We start from the raw sequence: 16,817 nt of genomic DNA, 5'->3' as shown, positions 1-16,817 counted from the left end.
ATCGATCATAGAATCCGCTTCGCATGCGTTTCCAGGCTTGCCGGCAGCGACCGCATCAGCTCGCCCTCGGCTTCAGCCAGCCGGTATAGCCGCTCCAGCCCCGCCGCGAACGTTTGCGCGCGAAACTCGCCGCCGTACATGAAACGCGCGACCCCCTTACGGACATAATCCCATCCGGCAAGGGCCTCATCGATCAGCATGCGCTCGCGCTCCGCTCCGGGCAGCATCAGCTCCAGCCGGTAACGTTCCGTCTGCTTGGCCGCCACCGCTTCGTTCATGAAGGCGACCCACTGCTCCGCACTCGTCTTCAAGCGCGCTGCGGATTCGGTATGACGGGCGTATTCCGCGATGAACCGGTCGAGCGCATTCAGGCTTTCCTCCAAGGCGCGCCGTCCGGTCTCCAAGTTCCGGGCAAGCATGCCCACAGGGTCGGTATCGGCGCCGCCCGACGGGGAGAACACGTAATGCGTCGCCGCATGAAGCCCCGTTTGGACGTAATGACGGTCGAACCCTTCGAACGCGCGGGCCATCTCATCGAATGGCAGCGTGCGCCGACGGTAGGACAAATTTTCCCTGCGATCGTGTTCGACGATATGGAACAGCCGTTCTCTCCTGTCGAAACCGAATACGAGCAGCGTATGGTCGATATGCTGCTTTCGATAGGCGTCGGGGCGGATCGACTCGTAATAGCAATCCACCCAGACGACCGTCGGCTTGCCCGCCGACAAGTGTTCAAGCAGTTCGACCACGATGTTGTCGCTGCCGTACCTTATATCGGCCGCAAGACCGGCCATGCCGAACACCTCCCCGATCGGCCGGACGGACACGTAGCCGGCGGAGAATGTTCCGTCCATCCCTTCATATACGATGAGATCGTTCGCCAAGAAAGGGGCGATGCTGCGGCCGAAGCTCCGGACGACCGGGAACGTCGAGTTGAAGAAGCAGTTGCGGTAAAAAATGTCGTTAAAAGGCTCCATTCCCGGCAGCACAAGCGTCTCCGCCGCCTGCGCGGCCAGCGGGAGGAGAAGCGGGTAGTGCCGTTCCGGGGCGGACTCGTAAAGCCCTTCCTCGTCTTCGGTTGCGGCCTGAACGGGCGAACGTTCCGGCATGCGCACCGGTTCGGTTACGGGCTCTGCGGGCGGTTCCGCGATCCCTCTCATCGCGGAAGGTCCGTTCATGCCCGCGATGTATTCGGCCAGACGGCCCACCGACCGGTACCGGTACAGATCGTCGGCATCGACTTTGATGCCCTTGCGCTCGAGCTCCGTTTCCATTTCGATCGTCAGCAGCGAATGGCCGCCCAGCTCGAAGAAATCGTCGTGAACGTCGATTTCTCCGACGCCGAGCAATCGCCCCCACAGTTCGGCCAGCAGCAGCTCCAGCGGTTCGTATCGTCCGTTTTCGCGGCCTTTGACCGTTATGGATGGCCGCATGGATTCCGCAGCCGCATTCGCTGCCGGCTCCGGCTCGATCCAGCAGCGGGCACGCTGGAACGGATAGATCGGCACGCGGACTTTACGGACGTCCGTTCCCTCATACAGCCGCTCCCAATCGACATCCGCTCCGGCCGCGTACAACCGGGCCAGTTCGCGCCAAGATTCAACGTCCGCTCCGGATCGCAGGCTTTCCACCGCTTCCGCCGCTTCCGAGTTCCATTGAATCCGGACGGCGGGCGTCAGCTGTCCGGGAGCGGGCTTCTCGCGGTCCGCGGCCACCAAGCGGTGCTCGCCTCGGTAAACCCCTGCCGGAAACCCGCCCTCCGGCAAGTCCTCCACTGCCTTGTCCAGCAAATGCCTCAATTCGTTTCGGTTGCGGAAAACGAAGGCAAGGCGGTGGGAGTAATGCCCTCTTCCCGCGTTCGCCGTCGCGCAAATATCGTCGAGGCGATCCCGGCTCCCGGCCAGGAACTCCCGATAGCGTACCGCCGTCTGCCGCAGCGCTTCCGCGTTCTTCCCGGACAGCGCGAGAATCCGCCACTGCTCCGGCTCGGAGCTGGTCGGCTGCTCTTGGCGGTCCGGAGGAGCTTCCTCAAGAATGACATGGCAGTTCGTCCCGCTGAAGCCGAACGAGCTCACTCCGCATCGTCTCGGAACTCCGTCCGTCTCCCAGGCGGACGGACGGTCCGCCACGTATACGGGCGACCGCTCGAACGCGATGTTCCGGTTCGGCCGTTCGAAGTGCAGCGTCGGCGCAAGCTGCCGGCGCGTAAGCGACGCGATCGCTTTCGCCAGCCCGGCGACGCCGGAGGCGCTGTCGAGATGCCCGATGTTCGACTTGACCGAGCCGATCGCGCAAAATTGCTTCTTGTCCGTATAGCGGCCGAAAGCCCGCTGAATGCCGTCGATCTCGATCGGATCTCCGAGCTTGGTCCCGGTTCCGTGCGTTTCGATATAGGCAATCGTTTCGGGATCGATTCCCGCGTCCTCCCAGGCTTGCACCAGCACCTTCTCCTGCGCTTGCGCGTTCGGCGCGGTGATGCCGGCGGAAGAGCCGTCTTGGTTGATCGCGGTTCCCTTGATGACCGCGTATACGCGGTCTCGATCCGCCAAGGCCCGTTCCAGCGGTTTGAGCAGCAGGGCAACCGTCCCTTCGCCCCACACGGTGCCGTCCGAGTCGTCGTCGAATGCGCGGGTTTGCCGGCGGGACGATTCGATGCCGATCTCGAATACGCCCTCCACCGGCATCAGGCACACCTTCACGCCTCCGGCGATCGCCATGTCGCACTCCCCGCTTCGGATCGCCCGGCAAGCCATGTGAACGGCGACGAGCGAAGAGGAACAGGCGGTGTCGACGAGTATGGCAGGGCCTTGCAAATCCAGCAAATACGAGATGCGGCTGGCGATCAGCGACGGGGTGTTGCCGGCGCCCGCGGCATGGATGAGCGGCGGAAACTTCTTCGTGATGTACTGCCCGTAAACCGGCCAATCCGCGTAACCCAAATAGACGCCCGTTCGCGTGCCCTTCAGCCGCCTGCCGCCGTATCCGGCGTCCTCGATCGCCTCCCAGCAAGCTTCCAGGAACAACCGCTGGTTCGGATCCATGAGCGAAGCTTCCCGGGGAGACAATTGAAAGAAGCCGCTGTCGAACCCGTCGACGCTGTCCAAATACCCCCCGTGGCTAAATCGGATGTCGTCCTCCTTCACGTCCGTGAAGTTCAGAATGAATCGGCTGGCGTCGCCTTGCCTGGCCGCGGGGTACGGTCCGATCGACTCCCGGCCGGTCTCGAGATTGGCCCACAAAGCATCCAGATCCGGCGCATCGGGCAGCCGCACCGTCAATCCGATCACCGCGATGTCCGAGGCGGCAGGCATGCGCGAGTCGCCGCGGCCGGGTTCGCGGTCTGTTCCGTTTCCGCCGCGAACGGCCGCCGAAGCGGCCGGTTCCTCCTGCGCGGCCCCGTTCCGGCCCGTTTCCGCCTCTTCCGATGCTTGCAGGAAAGCCGACAGCTTGGCGATCGTCGGAAACGCGAACAGATCGGCGATTGTCGTCCTTCCCGGGAACGACTCCCGGATATGGGCGTGCAGCCTGGTGATCAGAATCGAATCGCCGCCCAGCTCGAAAAAGTTATCGTCGACGCCGAGCTCCTCGTAGCCCAGCACCTGCATCCAAGCGCTGGCGACCTTCGTTTCGATCTCCGTGCAGCCGCCCCCGCCGGTCTTGCCTTTCAGCTTCACCTGACGGATCGGAGCGGCATGCCGGGAAGCGGCTCCCGAGGCTTCGGAGGCCTTGCGATGCCAAGACGCGGCCGCCTCTTCTTCCAAGCGGAAAGGCAGTCTCTCCTCCAGCTCGAAGAGCAAGCCGTCGCGGTTCCATTCCCCTACCAGCGCGTGGGCGATCCGAACGCCGAGCAGCTCCTCGAAAGCGTCGACGCCGCGGTCTGCGGGCAGCAACCGGAACAGCTCCTTGCGTTCGTCCGGCGCGTCGGCAGCGGACAACCCTGTCCGGTCCCAGGCGGGCCAGCCGATCGAGAGCATCCGGCAGCCTTCCGCGCGGCGGTTCGCGGCATACGCATCCAACCAGGCATTCGCCGCCGCATACGGTCCCGATCCGATGCCCCCGACCAGCGTAATCGCCGAGGAGAACATGACGAAGAAATCCGGCTCGTCCCGGCTCGTAAGCTGATCCAGCAGCCAGGCGCCCCTCGTTTTCGCGGCCGCCGCCTTCTCGCAGCCATCCTCCGTCAACCTGGCCAGATAATCCCCATCGCCGATTCCCGCCGCATGCACGACCGCGTTGATCCGGCCATGCCGCTTCCGCAGCCCGTCCAACGCTTCCCGAAGGGAGTGCTCGTCCGACACGTCGGCGCGAATGCACTCCACCCGAGCGCCTGACCGCTCCATATCCCGGATCGCCCTGATCCGGTGCGTTGTCTCCGAGTCCGGGGAACCGCATGCGAGGGTCTCCCATTCTTCGCGCGGCGGGAACGCGGAACGGTTGAGCAGGGCAATCCGCACCGGCCCCTGGGCAGCGATCCGGGCGGCGGCGAGCAAGCCGATGCCTCCCAATCCGCCCGTGATGACGTAGACGCCTTCCGTTCGCCAACCTACCGGATCCTTGGGTTCCGACGGAAGTTCCCATTCGCACACCCTTTCCACGTAACGCGCGCCCAGGCGGTAAGCCGTTTTGTACTCGCCGCCTTCATGCGGAGGAACCGACAGTTCCGCGACCAAGCCGGCCAAATCTTCCGCTTCGTCTCCATAATCGATGCATCGCACGCGAACATGCGGCATCTCCCAGTGAACCGCCTTGGCCATCGCGAACAGGGCGGCTCGGTCCGGGTTTCCTTGCGCGTGCGTCCCGACGTCCGGGAGGGCGCGGTTGGACACGAGGAAAAGCTCGGCCGAGCGGCCGGACGGTTCCTCAGCAAGCGTCCTCAGGAGGCCAAGCAGCCGATGGACGTCCGCTCCCATGCCGGGAACTTCCCCCGGCTCCGCAGCCTCCCCGCCATCGAGCAAAACGATTCGCCGCGGTCCGGAAGACGAAGTGGATTCGAAGAGATGCCGAAACGCTTCGGCGTACCGCGAAATCGGCATGGCGCCCTGCTTCCCTTGCGTGCCGACCGAAGCTTCCGTCACTTCGGCACCCGTTTCGGTTCTAAGGCGCGCAGCGAGCAACGCAGCCAAAGGTTCGCCGGAGCTTACCAGGCAAATGGGAGGCAGAACGCCGGGAGCAGGTTTCCGAGAAACGAGCGGCTTCTGCCGCCATTCCAGCCGATGATATAGGCTGGAAGCCGAGGTTTTCCCTCCCGCGAACGCTTCATGGGAATTCTCGGCATCCGCCTCCGCGGGCAACCGCAGCCAGCATCTCTTCCGCTCGAACGGATAGGCGGGGAGGTTGACCTTGGCGACCTCCCGGCCTTCGTACAGGCGTCTCCAATCCGCATCCGCCCCGTCCATGTATAGCCTTCCCAGCTGTGTGAGACGCTCGGGATCGCGTCTGCCTTCCCGGACAAAGCGGCGAATCGCCTCTTTCAAGGCCTGGGAGGCGGCCCCATCCGCGGCGCACGGTCCGCGGACGTGATCGGGAACCGCCGAGCGGAGTGCGAGGGCCGAGTCCCGATGGCAACCGGCGACGACGGCCAGCCGATAGGGATAATGTCCGCGACCGGCGGCGGCGGTATAGCATACATCCGCTAACGGGACTTGGCCGTTTGCATCCAGGAAGTCCGCGCACCGGCGCGCCAATTCGAGCAGCGCGGCTTCCGAACGGGCCGAGAGCAGCAGCAATTCGTGCCCCGCCGGTTCACCTTCGGCTTCGGAGTGCGAGCCGGATGGGGCGATCCTTGTTGCTGCCGGCCGCTTCGGAGCCTGCTCGAGCACCACGTGACAATTCGTGCCGCTGATCCCGAACGAGCTGACGCCGCAGCGCAGCGGTTCCTCTCCCTCTTCCCATTCCGTCAGGCGGGTGTTGATGTATGCCGGCGACTCGACGAAAGGAATGTTCCGGTTCGGCCGCTCGACGTGCAGCGTCGGGAACAGCAGCCGGTGCTTCAACGACAGTACGGCCTTGAGCAAGCCGGCGATGCCGGCCGCGTTATCGAGATGGCCGAAATTGCTCTTGACGGAGCCGACCGCGCAGAATTGCTTCCGGTCGGTGAACCTGGCGAACGCCCTTCGGATTCCCTCCAGTTCGACCGGATCGCCAAGCTTGGTGCCGGTGCCGTGCGCTTCGATGAAACCGACCGTCTCCGGCCGGATGCCGGCCAGCCGCCACGCTTCCGAGATAACGTCCGCCTGGGCGTCGGCATTCGGCGCCGTGATGCCGACCGAGTTTCCGTCCTGGTTGACGGCGCTCGATTTGATCACCGCGTAGATCGGGTCTCGATCCCGCGTCGCCCGCCGCAGCGGCTTGAGCACGACCGCCGCGGCCCCCTCGCCGGTGCCGGTGCCGTCCGCCGCGTCGTCGAACGTGCGTGTCCGGCCGGTCGACGATTCGATGCCGACCTCGAATTCCCGGACCGGCAGCAGGTGCAACTGGATGCCGCCGGCGATCGCAAGCTCGCACTCTCCGGCGCGAAGCGCCTGGCAAGCCATATGAACCGCCACCAGCGACGAAGAGCAGGTAGTATCCACGATGAGGCTCGGACCTCTCAAGTCGAGAAGATACGAGAGCCGGCTCGCGATGATCGGCCGCACGTTGCCGGGCATCGCCATCGAAGCGGATTCCGGCTCCACCCGGTCGATCATCCGCTTGTAATCCGCGTCCGAACCGTATCCGACATAAACGCCCGTGTGGCTCCCTTCCAGGGAACGGCCTCCGAGACCGGCATCCTCGAGCGCATGCCAAGCGGTCTCCAGGAACAGCCGCTGGTTCGGGTCGAGCAGGCCGGCTTCCTTGGGGGATAGTTTGAAGAAGGCGTAGTCGAAACGGTCGATCTCGTCCAAGTAGGCGGCTTCCCCGTACCGCACGCCGGCCGGATCTTCTCCGACTGACCGGTAATAGCCGTCCGCGTCGGCTTTGCGGCGCGCCGGCAACGGCCGCACGGCGTCCTTGCCGGCGCGCAGAAGCTCCAATAGCTCGGCTTCCGTCTCCGCGAAGGGAAGCTTCAGTCCGATGCCGATGATCGCGATATCCGCTTCGGACGGCTCTTCCGGCCACGGCGCGGCCTCCTTGGGTTCCGGGCCGCGAAGCTTAACCGATCCGAAGTCCATTCGCCGCACCTCCCGGATGAGCCGAATCCGTTGCGGGTGCCGTTGCCGGCTCCGGAACGCGCAATGCGTATTGCGGGAACCGGTCACCCGTTCCTGTGCGCTCGACGATTTCGAACAGCCTCTCTACGCGTTCCGCCGACGGCACGCCTTTCGTTTCGAAAATCCGGACGAGCAGCGAGAGCGCCTCGGCCATCTCCCCGATATCGGGTCCGCGATCCTCCGCGTCCAGCCTCGCTTGGATCGCTTCGATCGCCTGGTACGGTTCGATCACGCCTTCGCGGTAGGCCCGTTCGTCCCAGTTGCGGTTGCGCGTTCCGGCTGCGGCGGTCAGGCATCGGGCCACGAAGCGGCGCGCGGCCGGGGATGACCGTTCCAGGAACGGCTTCATGCCTTCGCGCAGCTCGGTCCATTGCTCGGGTTTTTCGAAAGAGAAAGCGGACATTTCCTTCTCGATTGCCTTCGCCAGCCGCGTCAGCACCGTCATCGGGCCGATCTCGACGACGGCCGTCACGCCCGCCCCGCGCAAAAACCGCATCGTCTCCTCCCACCGAACCGGCGCAACGATCTGCTCTGCGAGCAGGCGTACGATCTCTTCCGGCGACGAGTAAGGGACCGCCGTCACGTTGGAGACGACCGGCCACCGGGGAAGCGTGAAGGCTTGCGGCTTAAGCTCCGCTCTCAGCCGTTCGGCCGCCGGCGCCATGAGCGGGCTATGGAAAGGCGCTCCCACGTTCAAGTAGGCGGTTCTCGCTCCAAGGCGCTCCAGTCTCTCCGACGCCTGCCGAACGGCATCCGCCCGGCCGGAAATCACCGTTTGTCCGGGCGAGTTGATATTGCTGACGACCACTTCCGCTCCGGGAGCGGAGAGACCGCGGCATGTTTCCTCCACCGCTTCCCGGTCGATGCCGAGGACGGCGCACATCGCTCCCCCGCCTTCCTCCGCCGCTTCTTGCATCAGCCGCCCCCGCAGCGAAACGAGCCTGATCGCGTCCGAGAAGCCGATTGCCCCCGCGCAGGCAAGGGCCGACCATTCGCCGAGGCTGTGACCCGCCGCGTAATCGGGCTCTGCGCCGGTCCGCTCCGTCAGCACGCGGAAAGCCGCGACGCTGACCGTGAGCAGCGCCGGCTGCGTCATATCGGTCCGGGTCAGGCGCTCCGGATCGCCTTCGAAAATGACGCTGCTCAGACGAAAGCCGAGTAGATCGTCCGCTTCCTCGAACACGCGGCGAGCCGTCTCTGAATCGTCCCGCAGCTTTTTGCCCATTCCGACGTATTGGGATCCCTGTCCGGGATATAGATGAGCCCACTTCGCCATGCGTTCCCTTACCGCTCCTTTCCGTGGCGGCCGAAGCCGCGTACTCCCCGCTCAACCGGTTCACCCGTTCCAGGCTGGATGCCTTCTTCCCCATTCCCGGCTTCCTCGACTTTCATGGCTTCCTCGTCTATCCCGATCTCCCTCCTCGGCTTCCTTCGTCGTTCTCCGACCTTCATGCCTTTGCGCCGATGCCTGACAACTGCCTCAGCAAATGGAGATAGGATTCCGCCAGCCACTCCGCCCTTTCTTGCAACAGGCGGCCTGCGTTAAACCGCAGCGACAAGCGCATGCCACCGTCCTCTTCCTCATCCCCCAAGCCGAGAATCAGGTCGAACAGATCGGACCGTTCCTCCGCCCAAGCTTCTTCGCGCAAGACGATGGGCAGCACCTCGGAGGCGTTCCGCTCCGGCACGAACCGGCCGACCCGGTCCAGCCGGTACGTCTCCGGCGGCTCCGCCCCCTTCCTTCGCGATCGGACGGTGACGAATAATTCCGGAAAATCGCGCAGCCGGTCCAGATCGAGCCGGAACGGAACCGCGTACCGGCCATCCGGCATGCCGAGATGAAACGTCGCGGTGCGGCTGCCGGCCGCTTCGGCGAACAAATAGCCCCACATGGACACGAGCACGTCGTACCGCTCCACCGAAAACTCGGACGCGATGCGCGTTAGCGACGCGGCCAGCGCGGGCTCGATCCGGGACCGGACGAGGCCTTCGCGCCAACGGCCTGATAGCCGAACGCCGAAGAACTCGGCCGGGAGCGTCTGGTAATCGGCTATCGCAACGGTTTCCGCGGTATTCCTTATCTCATCGAGCCGCGCGGCTTGCTTCGAGACCGACGGAAGCGAGAACAGGTCCGAAACGGAGATTCCGGCATCGAACCTTTGTTCCAATCTCGCCTGGAGCTGCATGAGAAGCAGGGAATTGCCGCCGATGTCGAAGAAGTGATCGTGCACGCCGAACGACTCCAGCTTCAGCACCTCTCGCCATAAGCCGGCAACGGCCCGTTCCGTATCGCTCCGCTCCCCGCCGTCGTCGTGACCGGACGGAAGCAGGTCGGAGCATCGGAGCAATGCCTGCTTGTCGGCCTTATCGTTGCCGGTTCTCGGCACGGACGTTATCCGGTAGTAGAAGGACGGGATCATATACGGAGGCAGAAGCGTGCCGACATGCTCCCGAAGCTCGCGGGCCGTCGTCCCGCCGGCCGCCGCAACGTAGGCGGCGATGGCCTTCGCCCGCGCCGCGTCATCCACAGCCAGCACGACGGCTTCGGAGACGGCCGGATGCTCGAGCAGCGCCAGCTCGATTTCGCGCGGGTCGATCCGATACCCCCTGATTTTCACCTGTTCGTCGTTGCGGCCGATGAACCGAAGACTCCCGTCGGAACGCCAAACGCCGATATCCCCGGTTTTGTACATCGTTTCTCCGGGCCTGTAAGGGTCGGGGACGAATTTGCCGGCGGTCAGTTCCCGATTGCCCAAATACCCCCGCGCGACGCCGTTGCCGGAAATGCAGATTTCGCCCGGAATCCCGACGGGCTGCAGGCGGCCGCGCCGATCGACGACATACACGTTGTAACCCTCGATAGGGATCCCGATCGGGATGCTCTTGAGCGGGCGAGCGCCGCAGCGCCAATACGTGGCGCATACCGTCGCCTCCGTCGGTCCGTAGGAATTGTAAACTCTCGCCCGGCGGACTAGTCGGGAGACATGCTCGTATTTGAGAACGTCCCCGCCGCTGATGTACGTATGCACGCCAGCCGCTCCGTCCCTTTTATCGAGCTCGGCCAGCATAAGCGGCTGCACGGTGACGACCGTTACGCCGTTGTCTTCGATCAGCCGCGTAAGGCGGCCGGGATCGAGCGCGTCTTCGCGCCTTGCGATGAGAACAGCCCCTCCGCTGAGCAAGGCGGGGTAAACCTCCTCGACGAAATGGTCGAACGAGCACGAGGCTTGCTGGAGCACGACGTCGCCGGGCCCGAGACGGAATTCGCGCTGAAACGCCCTCACGTATGCGAGCAGATGTCGGTGCTCGGTCATGACGCCCTTCGGCCTGCCGGTCGAGCCGGACGTGTAGATGACGTACGCGAGTTGATCCGGCCGGTGCGGAGGCTGCGAATTCGCATAGCCGCTTTCCGGTTCTCCGGCATCGGCCGGCTCCGCGGAAACGTCCTCCCCGCCTATCGAGATCACTTTCCCTTCGAAAGCCGGAACGTTCGGCGCCCCGTCCCGCACGATCAGGATATCCGCGGCGCTGTCTTTCAAGATGTAATCGATTCGAGCAGGGGCAAAAGAAACGTCGATCGGGATATAGCCGCCGCCGGCTTTGAGCACGGCCAGCATGGCGACCACGAAATCGGCCGACCGTTCCAACGCAAGCGCGACCAGCCTGTCCGGCGCGACGCCTGCGCGAACGAGCCGACGGGCAAGCCGATCGGCGCTTTCGTCGATTTCCCGGTACGTAAATTTGCGTCCGTCGCTAATGACCGCCGGATGATCGGGCGTCGCCCGAACCTGAGCTTCGAACGCGCGGTGCGCCAATTCCGTTCCGCGCTCCCCAACGGGGCGGTTGAAGACCGTCAAGATCCGCTCCCGCTCCGGCCCGGTCGCCAGTTCGAGTTCGCCGACGGGGGACTGCGGATCGCTCAGCACCTGGAGCAACAAATGCATGTAATGATCCGCCATTCTCCCGACGTCTCCGCCGGAAAGGCTCGACGGGTCGAATTCGAACTCCGCCTTCCACTCCCCGTAAGCATGAATGCCGAGCGCGAGCCGGTAATGAGTCGCCTCCCGCATCCGATGTCCGGTGACGGCCAGATTGCCGGACCGAAAGGCGGCAACGTCCAACGGATAATTGTCGAGCACGACGACCGTCTCGAACAGTTCGTCCGCGCTTTCCGATCCGCTCCAGCGTACGATGTCGGTCAGCGGCGTATTCTCGTAGGGCTCCCGTTCCCTAAGCAAGCCATCCACGGTCCGCACTGCCTGTTCCGCAGAGGCCGATTCGTCCACGGTAACGCGAAGCGGAACCGTGTTGATGAACAGCCCGACCATCTCTTCCACCCGGTCGATCTCAGGCGTTCGGCCGGAAACCGTCGTGCCGAACACGACGTCGCGGGCTCCTCCGCCGTACTTATGCAGCAGCAACGCCCATACCGCGTACAGCACGGACGCCGCCGTAACATTCCGCTGCTTGGCGAATTCGCCCAAACGCGTAATGATGCGAGGTTCGAACGCCGCCACGTGCCGTCCCGGTTCCCCCTCTTCCCCGTCGTCTCCCTCGAACGGAAGCAGCGCGCGGTCCGCAAGACCGGCGAATGCCCCCTCCCAATAACTCCGCCTGCTTTCCCGTTCCGCTTGAGCTTGCTGGTGCCAGGCGACGAACGCCTTGAACTTCGTTTTTCGGGGCAGATGCGGCTTCGCACCCGCCAGGAAGGCGTCGTACGCTTGCATGAACTCTTTCAATACAATGGCGTTGCTCCATCCGTCGAACAAAATATGGTGCCAACTGACGATCATTTCGAAGCCGCGGTCGTCCAGTTTGCATACGAGAACGCGGAACGGTTTGACCGTGAGGTCGGGCCTTTCCCGACGGTCGGCCTCCCGCGCCTCTTCCAGGCGCCTTTCCCGCTCGGGGGCGGGAAAGGCGGACAAATCCCGCTCCTCGACCGGAATCTCATGCTCTCGCAGTACGATCTGCACGGGATGCTCCAGCTTCTCCCATCGGAACACCGTCCGGAGCATTTCATTGGTTCGGGCGACGTGCCGCCAAGCGGCGCGCAGCGTCTCCATGCACAGTTCCCCGGAAAAGCGGAGGCTAAGCTGCTGGTCATAGCGCCCGTCTTCCTTGCCGCTAAGGTAGTGGTAGAGAAGCCCTTCCTGCGTCGGAGTCAAGGCTGTAATGTCCTCGATATTCGTGCGGTCCAGTTTCGCGGCGCCGTTCATGACACGGACACCCCCCTTCCTTTCGGTCATCCCGCCGCTTCGGCGCGCGCTTCGTCCGCGAGTCTGCCGGCGGATTCGATCGCGGTCACTTTGCCCAGCTCCAGCTTGACGATCCGGTCGGCCATGCCGAAGTACCGGTCGTCATGCGTAATGGCAATGACGCATTTGTTCCGTTCCCTCAGTTCGGGCAACAGCGTTTCGTAGAAGAAACGCCGGAATTCGGGATCCTGATCGGCCGCCCATTCATCGAACAAGTAGACGGGCCGGTCCTCCAAGTAGCTGATCAGCAGCGCCAACCGCTTGCGCTGACCGGTCGAAAGTCCCGGCGTGCCGAGCGTCCCTTCCCGAATTTGCACCTTGTCGTGCAGACGGAGCAGGAACAAATATTCGTCGATCTTCCCTCTCAGAGCGGCTGCATCGAGGCCGTACAGCTTTTCGAACAAGTGGAAATCGCTGAAGACGGCCGAGTAATGGCGCCCCAGGCGATCCGGCTCCATCGGGATGCCGTTCACCCGCACCGTACCTTCGTCCGGCGCGTAGAGACCGGTGGCTAAGCGGGCCAACGTCGATTTCCCGCTTCCGTTCCCTCCCGTGATGAACGTGATTTCGCCCGCCCGGAACGAGAGGCTGACCGGTCCGACCGCAAACGGCTGTCCTTCCTCCGGCGAAGGATGGCGGTATACGACCCGGTCGAGCTCCAGCGATTGAAACGCGGCCGGCGTCTCCTCTTCCGTCCCCGCCGTTCTCTTCTCCCGGACGGAGTCCAGCTCCTCGGCCAACGCTTGGATTCGCTTCCAGCTGATCCGCAGCCGGATCAGATTCGGAATCGTGCCGAGAATGCCGTGAATGGGGCCGGTCATATATAGAAGCACGAAGACGTACGACCGGATCGATGCCTGCTGCATGGCCGGAAAAAGCACCGGAAACAGAAACGCGATGACGCCGACAACCAGGGAGAACAACAGCTCGCCGATCACGTTGACGTTCGCGAATTTCATCTCGCCCCGGATCCGCGTGTCGCGATATAGCCGGGAGCTGGCGATCATGTCGTCGCGGAAGCCGGCCCTTTTGCCTTCGTGAAGGCTCAGTTCCTTGAAGCCCGATGTCATGTGGTGAATAAAAGCGAAAAACGCATTTTGGATGTCCCGCGTCTGCTCCCATATGCGCTGGGCTTGCCGGCCGAACAGGAAATGGAGGCCGGCAGCCCCGACGATGACCAACAGCGAAACGAGCAGCCCGTAGACGCTGATCGTCCCCATATACACGAAGCAGCACATCAGCGTGACGAAACTGGTGGCCCCCGTGACGACGATGTTCGAGAAGTCGCTGAGCGTCTCGGTGTCGTTGTTGAGCGCCGCCTGGATCTTTCCGTACTCGACCTGCTCCACGCGGCGATAGGAGGCGTTCAGGATGCGGCTCGTCAGCTCGGTCCGCTTGCGGTAAACCATATCGTTCGACATCCGGATCAGCCGGGTGCGCACGAGCTTCTGACCCACGACGTATACGGCGATGCCCGCGATGAGATACATCAGCAAGCCGCCCGGAAACGGGGCGTCCTCCCCCCGGTTCAAGGCTTGGTTCACGACGAAAATGATCAAGGCGTTGCCGAAGCCGCTAACCAGGCTTAAGACGATGAGCGGAAACCAGATTCGCTCGTCCGTCTTCGGACATAGCAGCGTGAAAGTATAGTAAAGGCCGAACAGAAAAGCGGCGGCGAAAACGGCGGCGGCGGCGGCGGACAGCGTAAACGGCGCCCATACGGCCATAAAGCGCCAGTTCAACCCGTCGTAAAGCACATCCGGCATCCGCAACAGACAGTAACCGAACCCGCCGAGCACCGCCGCAAGCACGGCAACCGAGAGGGTCGTCCTGGCGGGACCGCCTCTCCAGCGGCGTTCTCCCCGCGCGGCCTGCAGCAAGGAAACCCCGAGCCGCCACAAAGTGAGAACGATCAGCGGCACCGACAGGAACAACACGGCGGAAGCCGTTCCGTCCATGCTTCGGTACAGGTCGCCGGCCGGGTCCGGCAGCTTTTTGCCAATGATCAGGTTCATGACGCCTTGGCCGATCGTCTGCGTATAGGCGCTGCTCAGATTCGCCAGCACCGCTACGCCAATGCCGTCATGGGGCCGGATAACTACGTAAGAGGAGAAGTTTGGATTGCTGCCGTCGTGCAACAGCTCTCCCGACCCGCGCTGGAAAACCGCCCAGCCGGCGGCGTATGAAGCGCCGTCCGCGCCTGGTGCGACCGTCCTATCCGGCAGTTGGGTCCGCCGAACGAGCGAGGGATCGATGGAGCCCGTGTCGGAAACGCCAAGCTGGACCTTGAGCCATGAAGCCATATCCGCCGCGCTCGAAACCACGTAACCGGCAGGCGTATTGCCCCGGTAGGCGGGAGCATCGTAAGCGTTAGGCCTCATCAGGCCGAACTTGTAGCCTTGCGCCATATCGGCGCCTTCCGGCGCTCTGTACAAGTAAGTGCCGTTCAAGCCAAGCGGCGCCAGAATCCGCTCCCTCATGTAGCGCTCGAATGGAATCCCGCTGATCTCCTGAACGATAAGACCGAGGACGTCATAGTTGATCGTAGCGTACGAATATTTCTCTCCGGGCTCGAACGCCAGCTCCAGTCCGTCCAGCATGCGGACGGTTCGTTCCAGCGCGCCTTCGTCATCGGCGGCCGGAATGTCGCCGATCGTACGGAATGGAACTCCGCTCGTATGGTGAAGCAACTGGCGCAGCGTCACCTGTGCCTGGGTGCCTCGGAAGCGGAAGTGCAGCCAAGGCAAATACCGGTCGACGTGCGCGTCCAAATCGAGCAGCCCCTCCGCCTCGAGCTGCATGACCGCCAAAGCCGTGAACGCCTTGCTCGTCGAGCCCAGCTCGAACAGCGTGCGCTCGGTAACGGGACGTTCGGCCGCGCGATCCGCCCAGCCGTATCCCCGGACGAGGACGTTGTCCTTCCCTTCCACGATGGCGACAGCCAATCCGGGAATGCCGGATTTCGCCATGAGACCTCGGACATAAGCGTCGATCTCCTGCAGCCGGTCCTCTGCCGGTACGCGGGAATCGCTTGGCGCCGCCGCGGCGGACGACAGCGGCATTCCCCCGATCGCCGCAGCAAGCAGCAGCGCCATCGCCCGCGTCCACGCCCGCCTCATAGACGATGCACCTCCCGGTTTTCGGACTCGGCAAAGGCGATCACGGCGTCCGCGGCAGACGCCGGTCCTCCTGGGGCCTCCAGCGTCCGCCTGATCCGTGCGCAGGCTGACCGGTAATCCGGCACCGTGCGGACGGCCCGTACGGCGGAAGCCAGTTCTTCGGGTCGGATGCCGGGATCCCGCAAGTAAATGCCGGTCCCCGCCCGTTCGACCGCGATCGCACCCATGAACTGGTCGAAGCTCTGGGGCACGACCACCGTCGGCACCTCCAAGCAGAGACTCTCGTGGATGCTGTTGGAGCCGCCGTGCGTGACGAACGCGGACGACCGCTTCAACAGCTCGAGCTGGGGCACGTACGGACGGACGATGAAATGGTCCGGGATCTGCCCCAAGCTCTCCGGCCGAACGCTCTCTCCCACGGACATGGCGACCTGCACGCCGCCGTCTTCGAACGCCTTCAGGCATTTCGAGTAAAACTCGGCGGCATCGTTGAAAATCGTGCCGAGCGCGATGTATACCAGAGGCCGTTCGTCCAAACGCTCAAAAGGAAAATCCGCGCCGTCCGCCCTCGGTTCGACCGCATATCCGATAAACCGGTAGCTATCGTCGAACGCCTGCTCGTAAATCTGGAATTCCCGCGAAGTCGGCACGAGGTTCAGCTTCTCCTTGCTGCAGAAGATGTCGTTGATCACGCTGTCCGTCTGCACGCCGTACTTCAGAGAAACGACTTTGGACAACTTGGCCGCCAGCTTGCGGTAGACGTCGGCCTGCCCTTTGTTCTTGACGTACAGCGGATCGTTGCCGGCACGGAGCACGTTCTCCATGAAGAAATCGGGATCCAGGTCCGCCATTTCGTCGATGAAAGCGAAGTTCGCGAAGAGGGAGACACCCGGGATGCCGAGGCGGCGCGCCAATTCCTTGCCCCAATGGCAGAAAGCGTCATGGATGATATAGCCGGGACGCAGGCGGCGCAGCTCTTCCTCGACGGCCTCCACGATCGCGCGGCTTCTGCGCAGAATGAAATCGGCCGTAATCAGGAACGTCTCGATGCCCCCGCCGTCATGCGTTCCGAAGCCCAGCGGTTCTTCATAAGGCACGAATACGGCCCCCGCGGCTTCGATCCGTTCCCGGAAAGCTTCTCCCGAATAGTACACGACTTCCTCCCCGCGTTCGACCAACGCGCGGACCAAGCCTAGCGTAGGATTGACGTGTCCGTGCAGATCGATGCCGAAAAAGACGACCCTCGACAT

Annotated in this window: 5 protein-coding genes; all 5 read right to left on the bottom strand. The window is 63.6% G+C overall.

Features of this window, described 5'->3' with window-relative positions:
• Window positions 1-5: 5 nt before the first annotated feature.
• Window positions 6-7,151, bottom strand: coding sequence for an SDR family NAD(P)-dependent oxidoreductase (locus GE107_RS10165; protein WP_219639571.1), 7,146 nt, complete (start codon window positions 7,149-7,151; stop codon window positions 6-8).
• Window positions 7,132-8,466: an ACP S-malonyltransferase gene (fabD, locus tag GE107_RS10160; protein ID WP_219639570.1), complete on the bottom strand. Its 1,335-nt coding sequence runs from the start codon at window positions 8,464-8,466 to the stop codon at window positions 7,132-7,134. The genes GE107_RS10165 and fabD overlap by 20 nt, the downstream gene beginning before the upstream one ends.
• Window positions 8,467-8,638: 172 nt before the next feature.
• Window positions 8,639-12,409, bottom strand: a complete 3,771-nt coding sequence (locus GE107_RS10155; protein ID WP_219639569.1) for a non-ribosomal peptide synthetase — start codon at window positions 12,407-12,409, stop codon at window positions 8,639-8,641.
• Window positions 12,410-12,435: 26 nt separating this feature from the next.
• Entirely contained in the window at window positions 12,436-15,567 is a 3,132-nt protein-coding gene (locus GE107_RS10150; protein ID WP_219639568.1) for a cyclic peptide export ABC transporter, read from the bottom strand.
• Window positions 15,564-16,817 (bottom strand): macrolide family glycosyltransferase, encoded by a 1,254-nt coding sequence (locus GE107_RS10145; protein ID WP_219639567.1) that lies wholly within the window; start codon window positions 16,815-16,817, stop codon window positions 15,564-15,566. The genes GE107_RS10150 and GE107_RS10145 overlap by 4 nt, the downstream gene beginning before the upstream one ends.

This window comes from Cohnella sp. CFH 77786 (genome assembly GCF_019400745.1).
Lineage (GTDB): Bacteria > Bacillota > Bacilli > Paenibacillales > Paenibacillaceae > Cohnella.
This window is presented reverse-complemented; position numbering and strand designations above follow the sequence as displayed.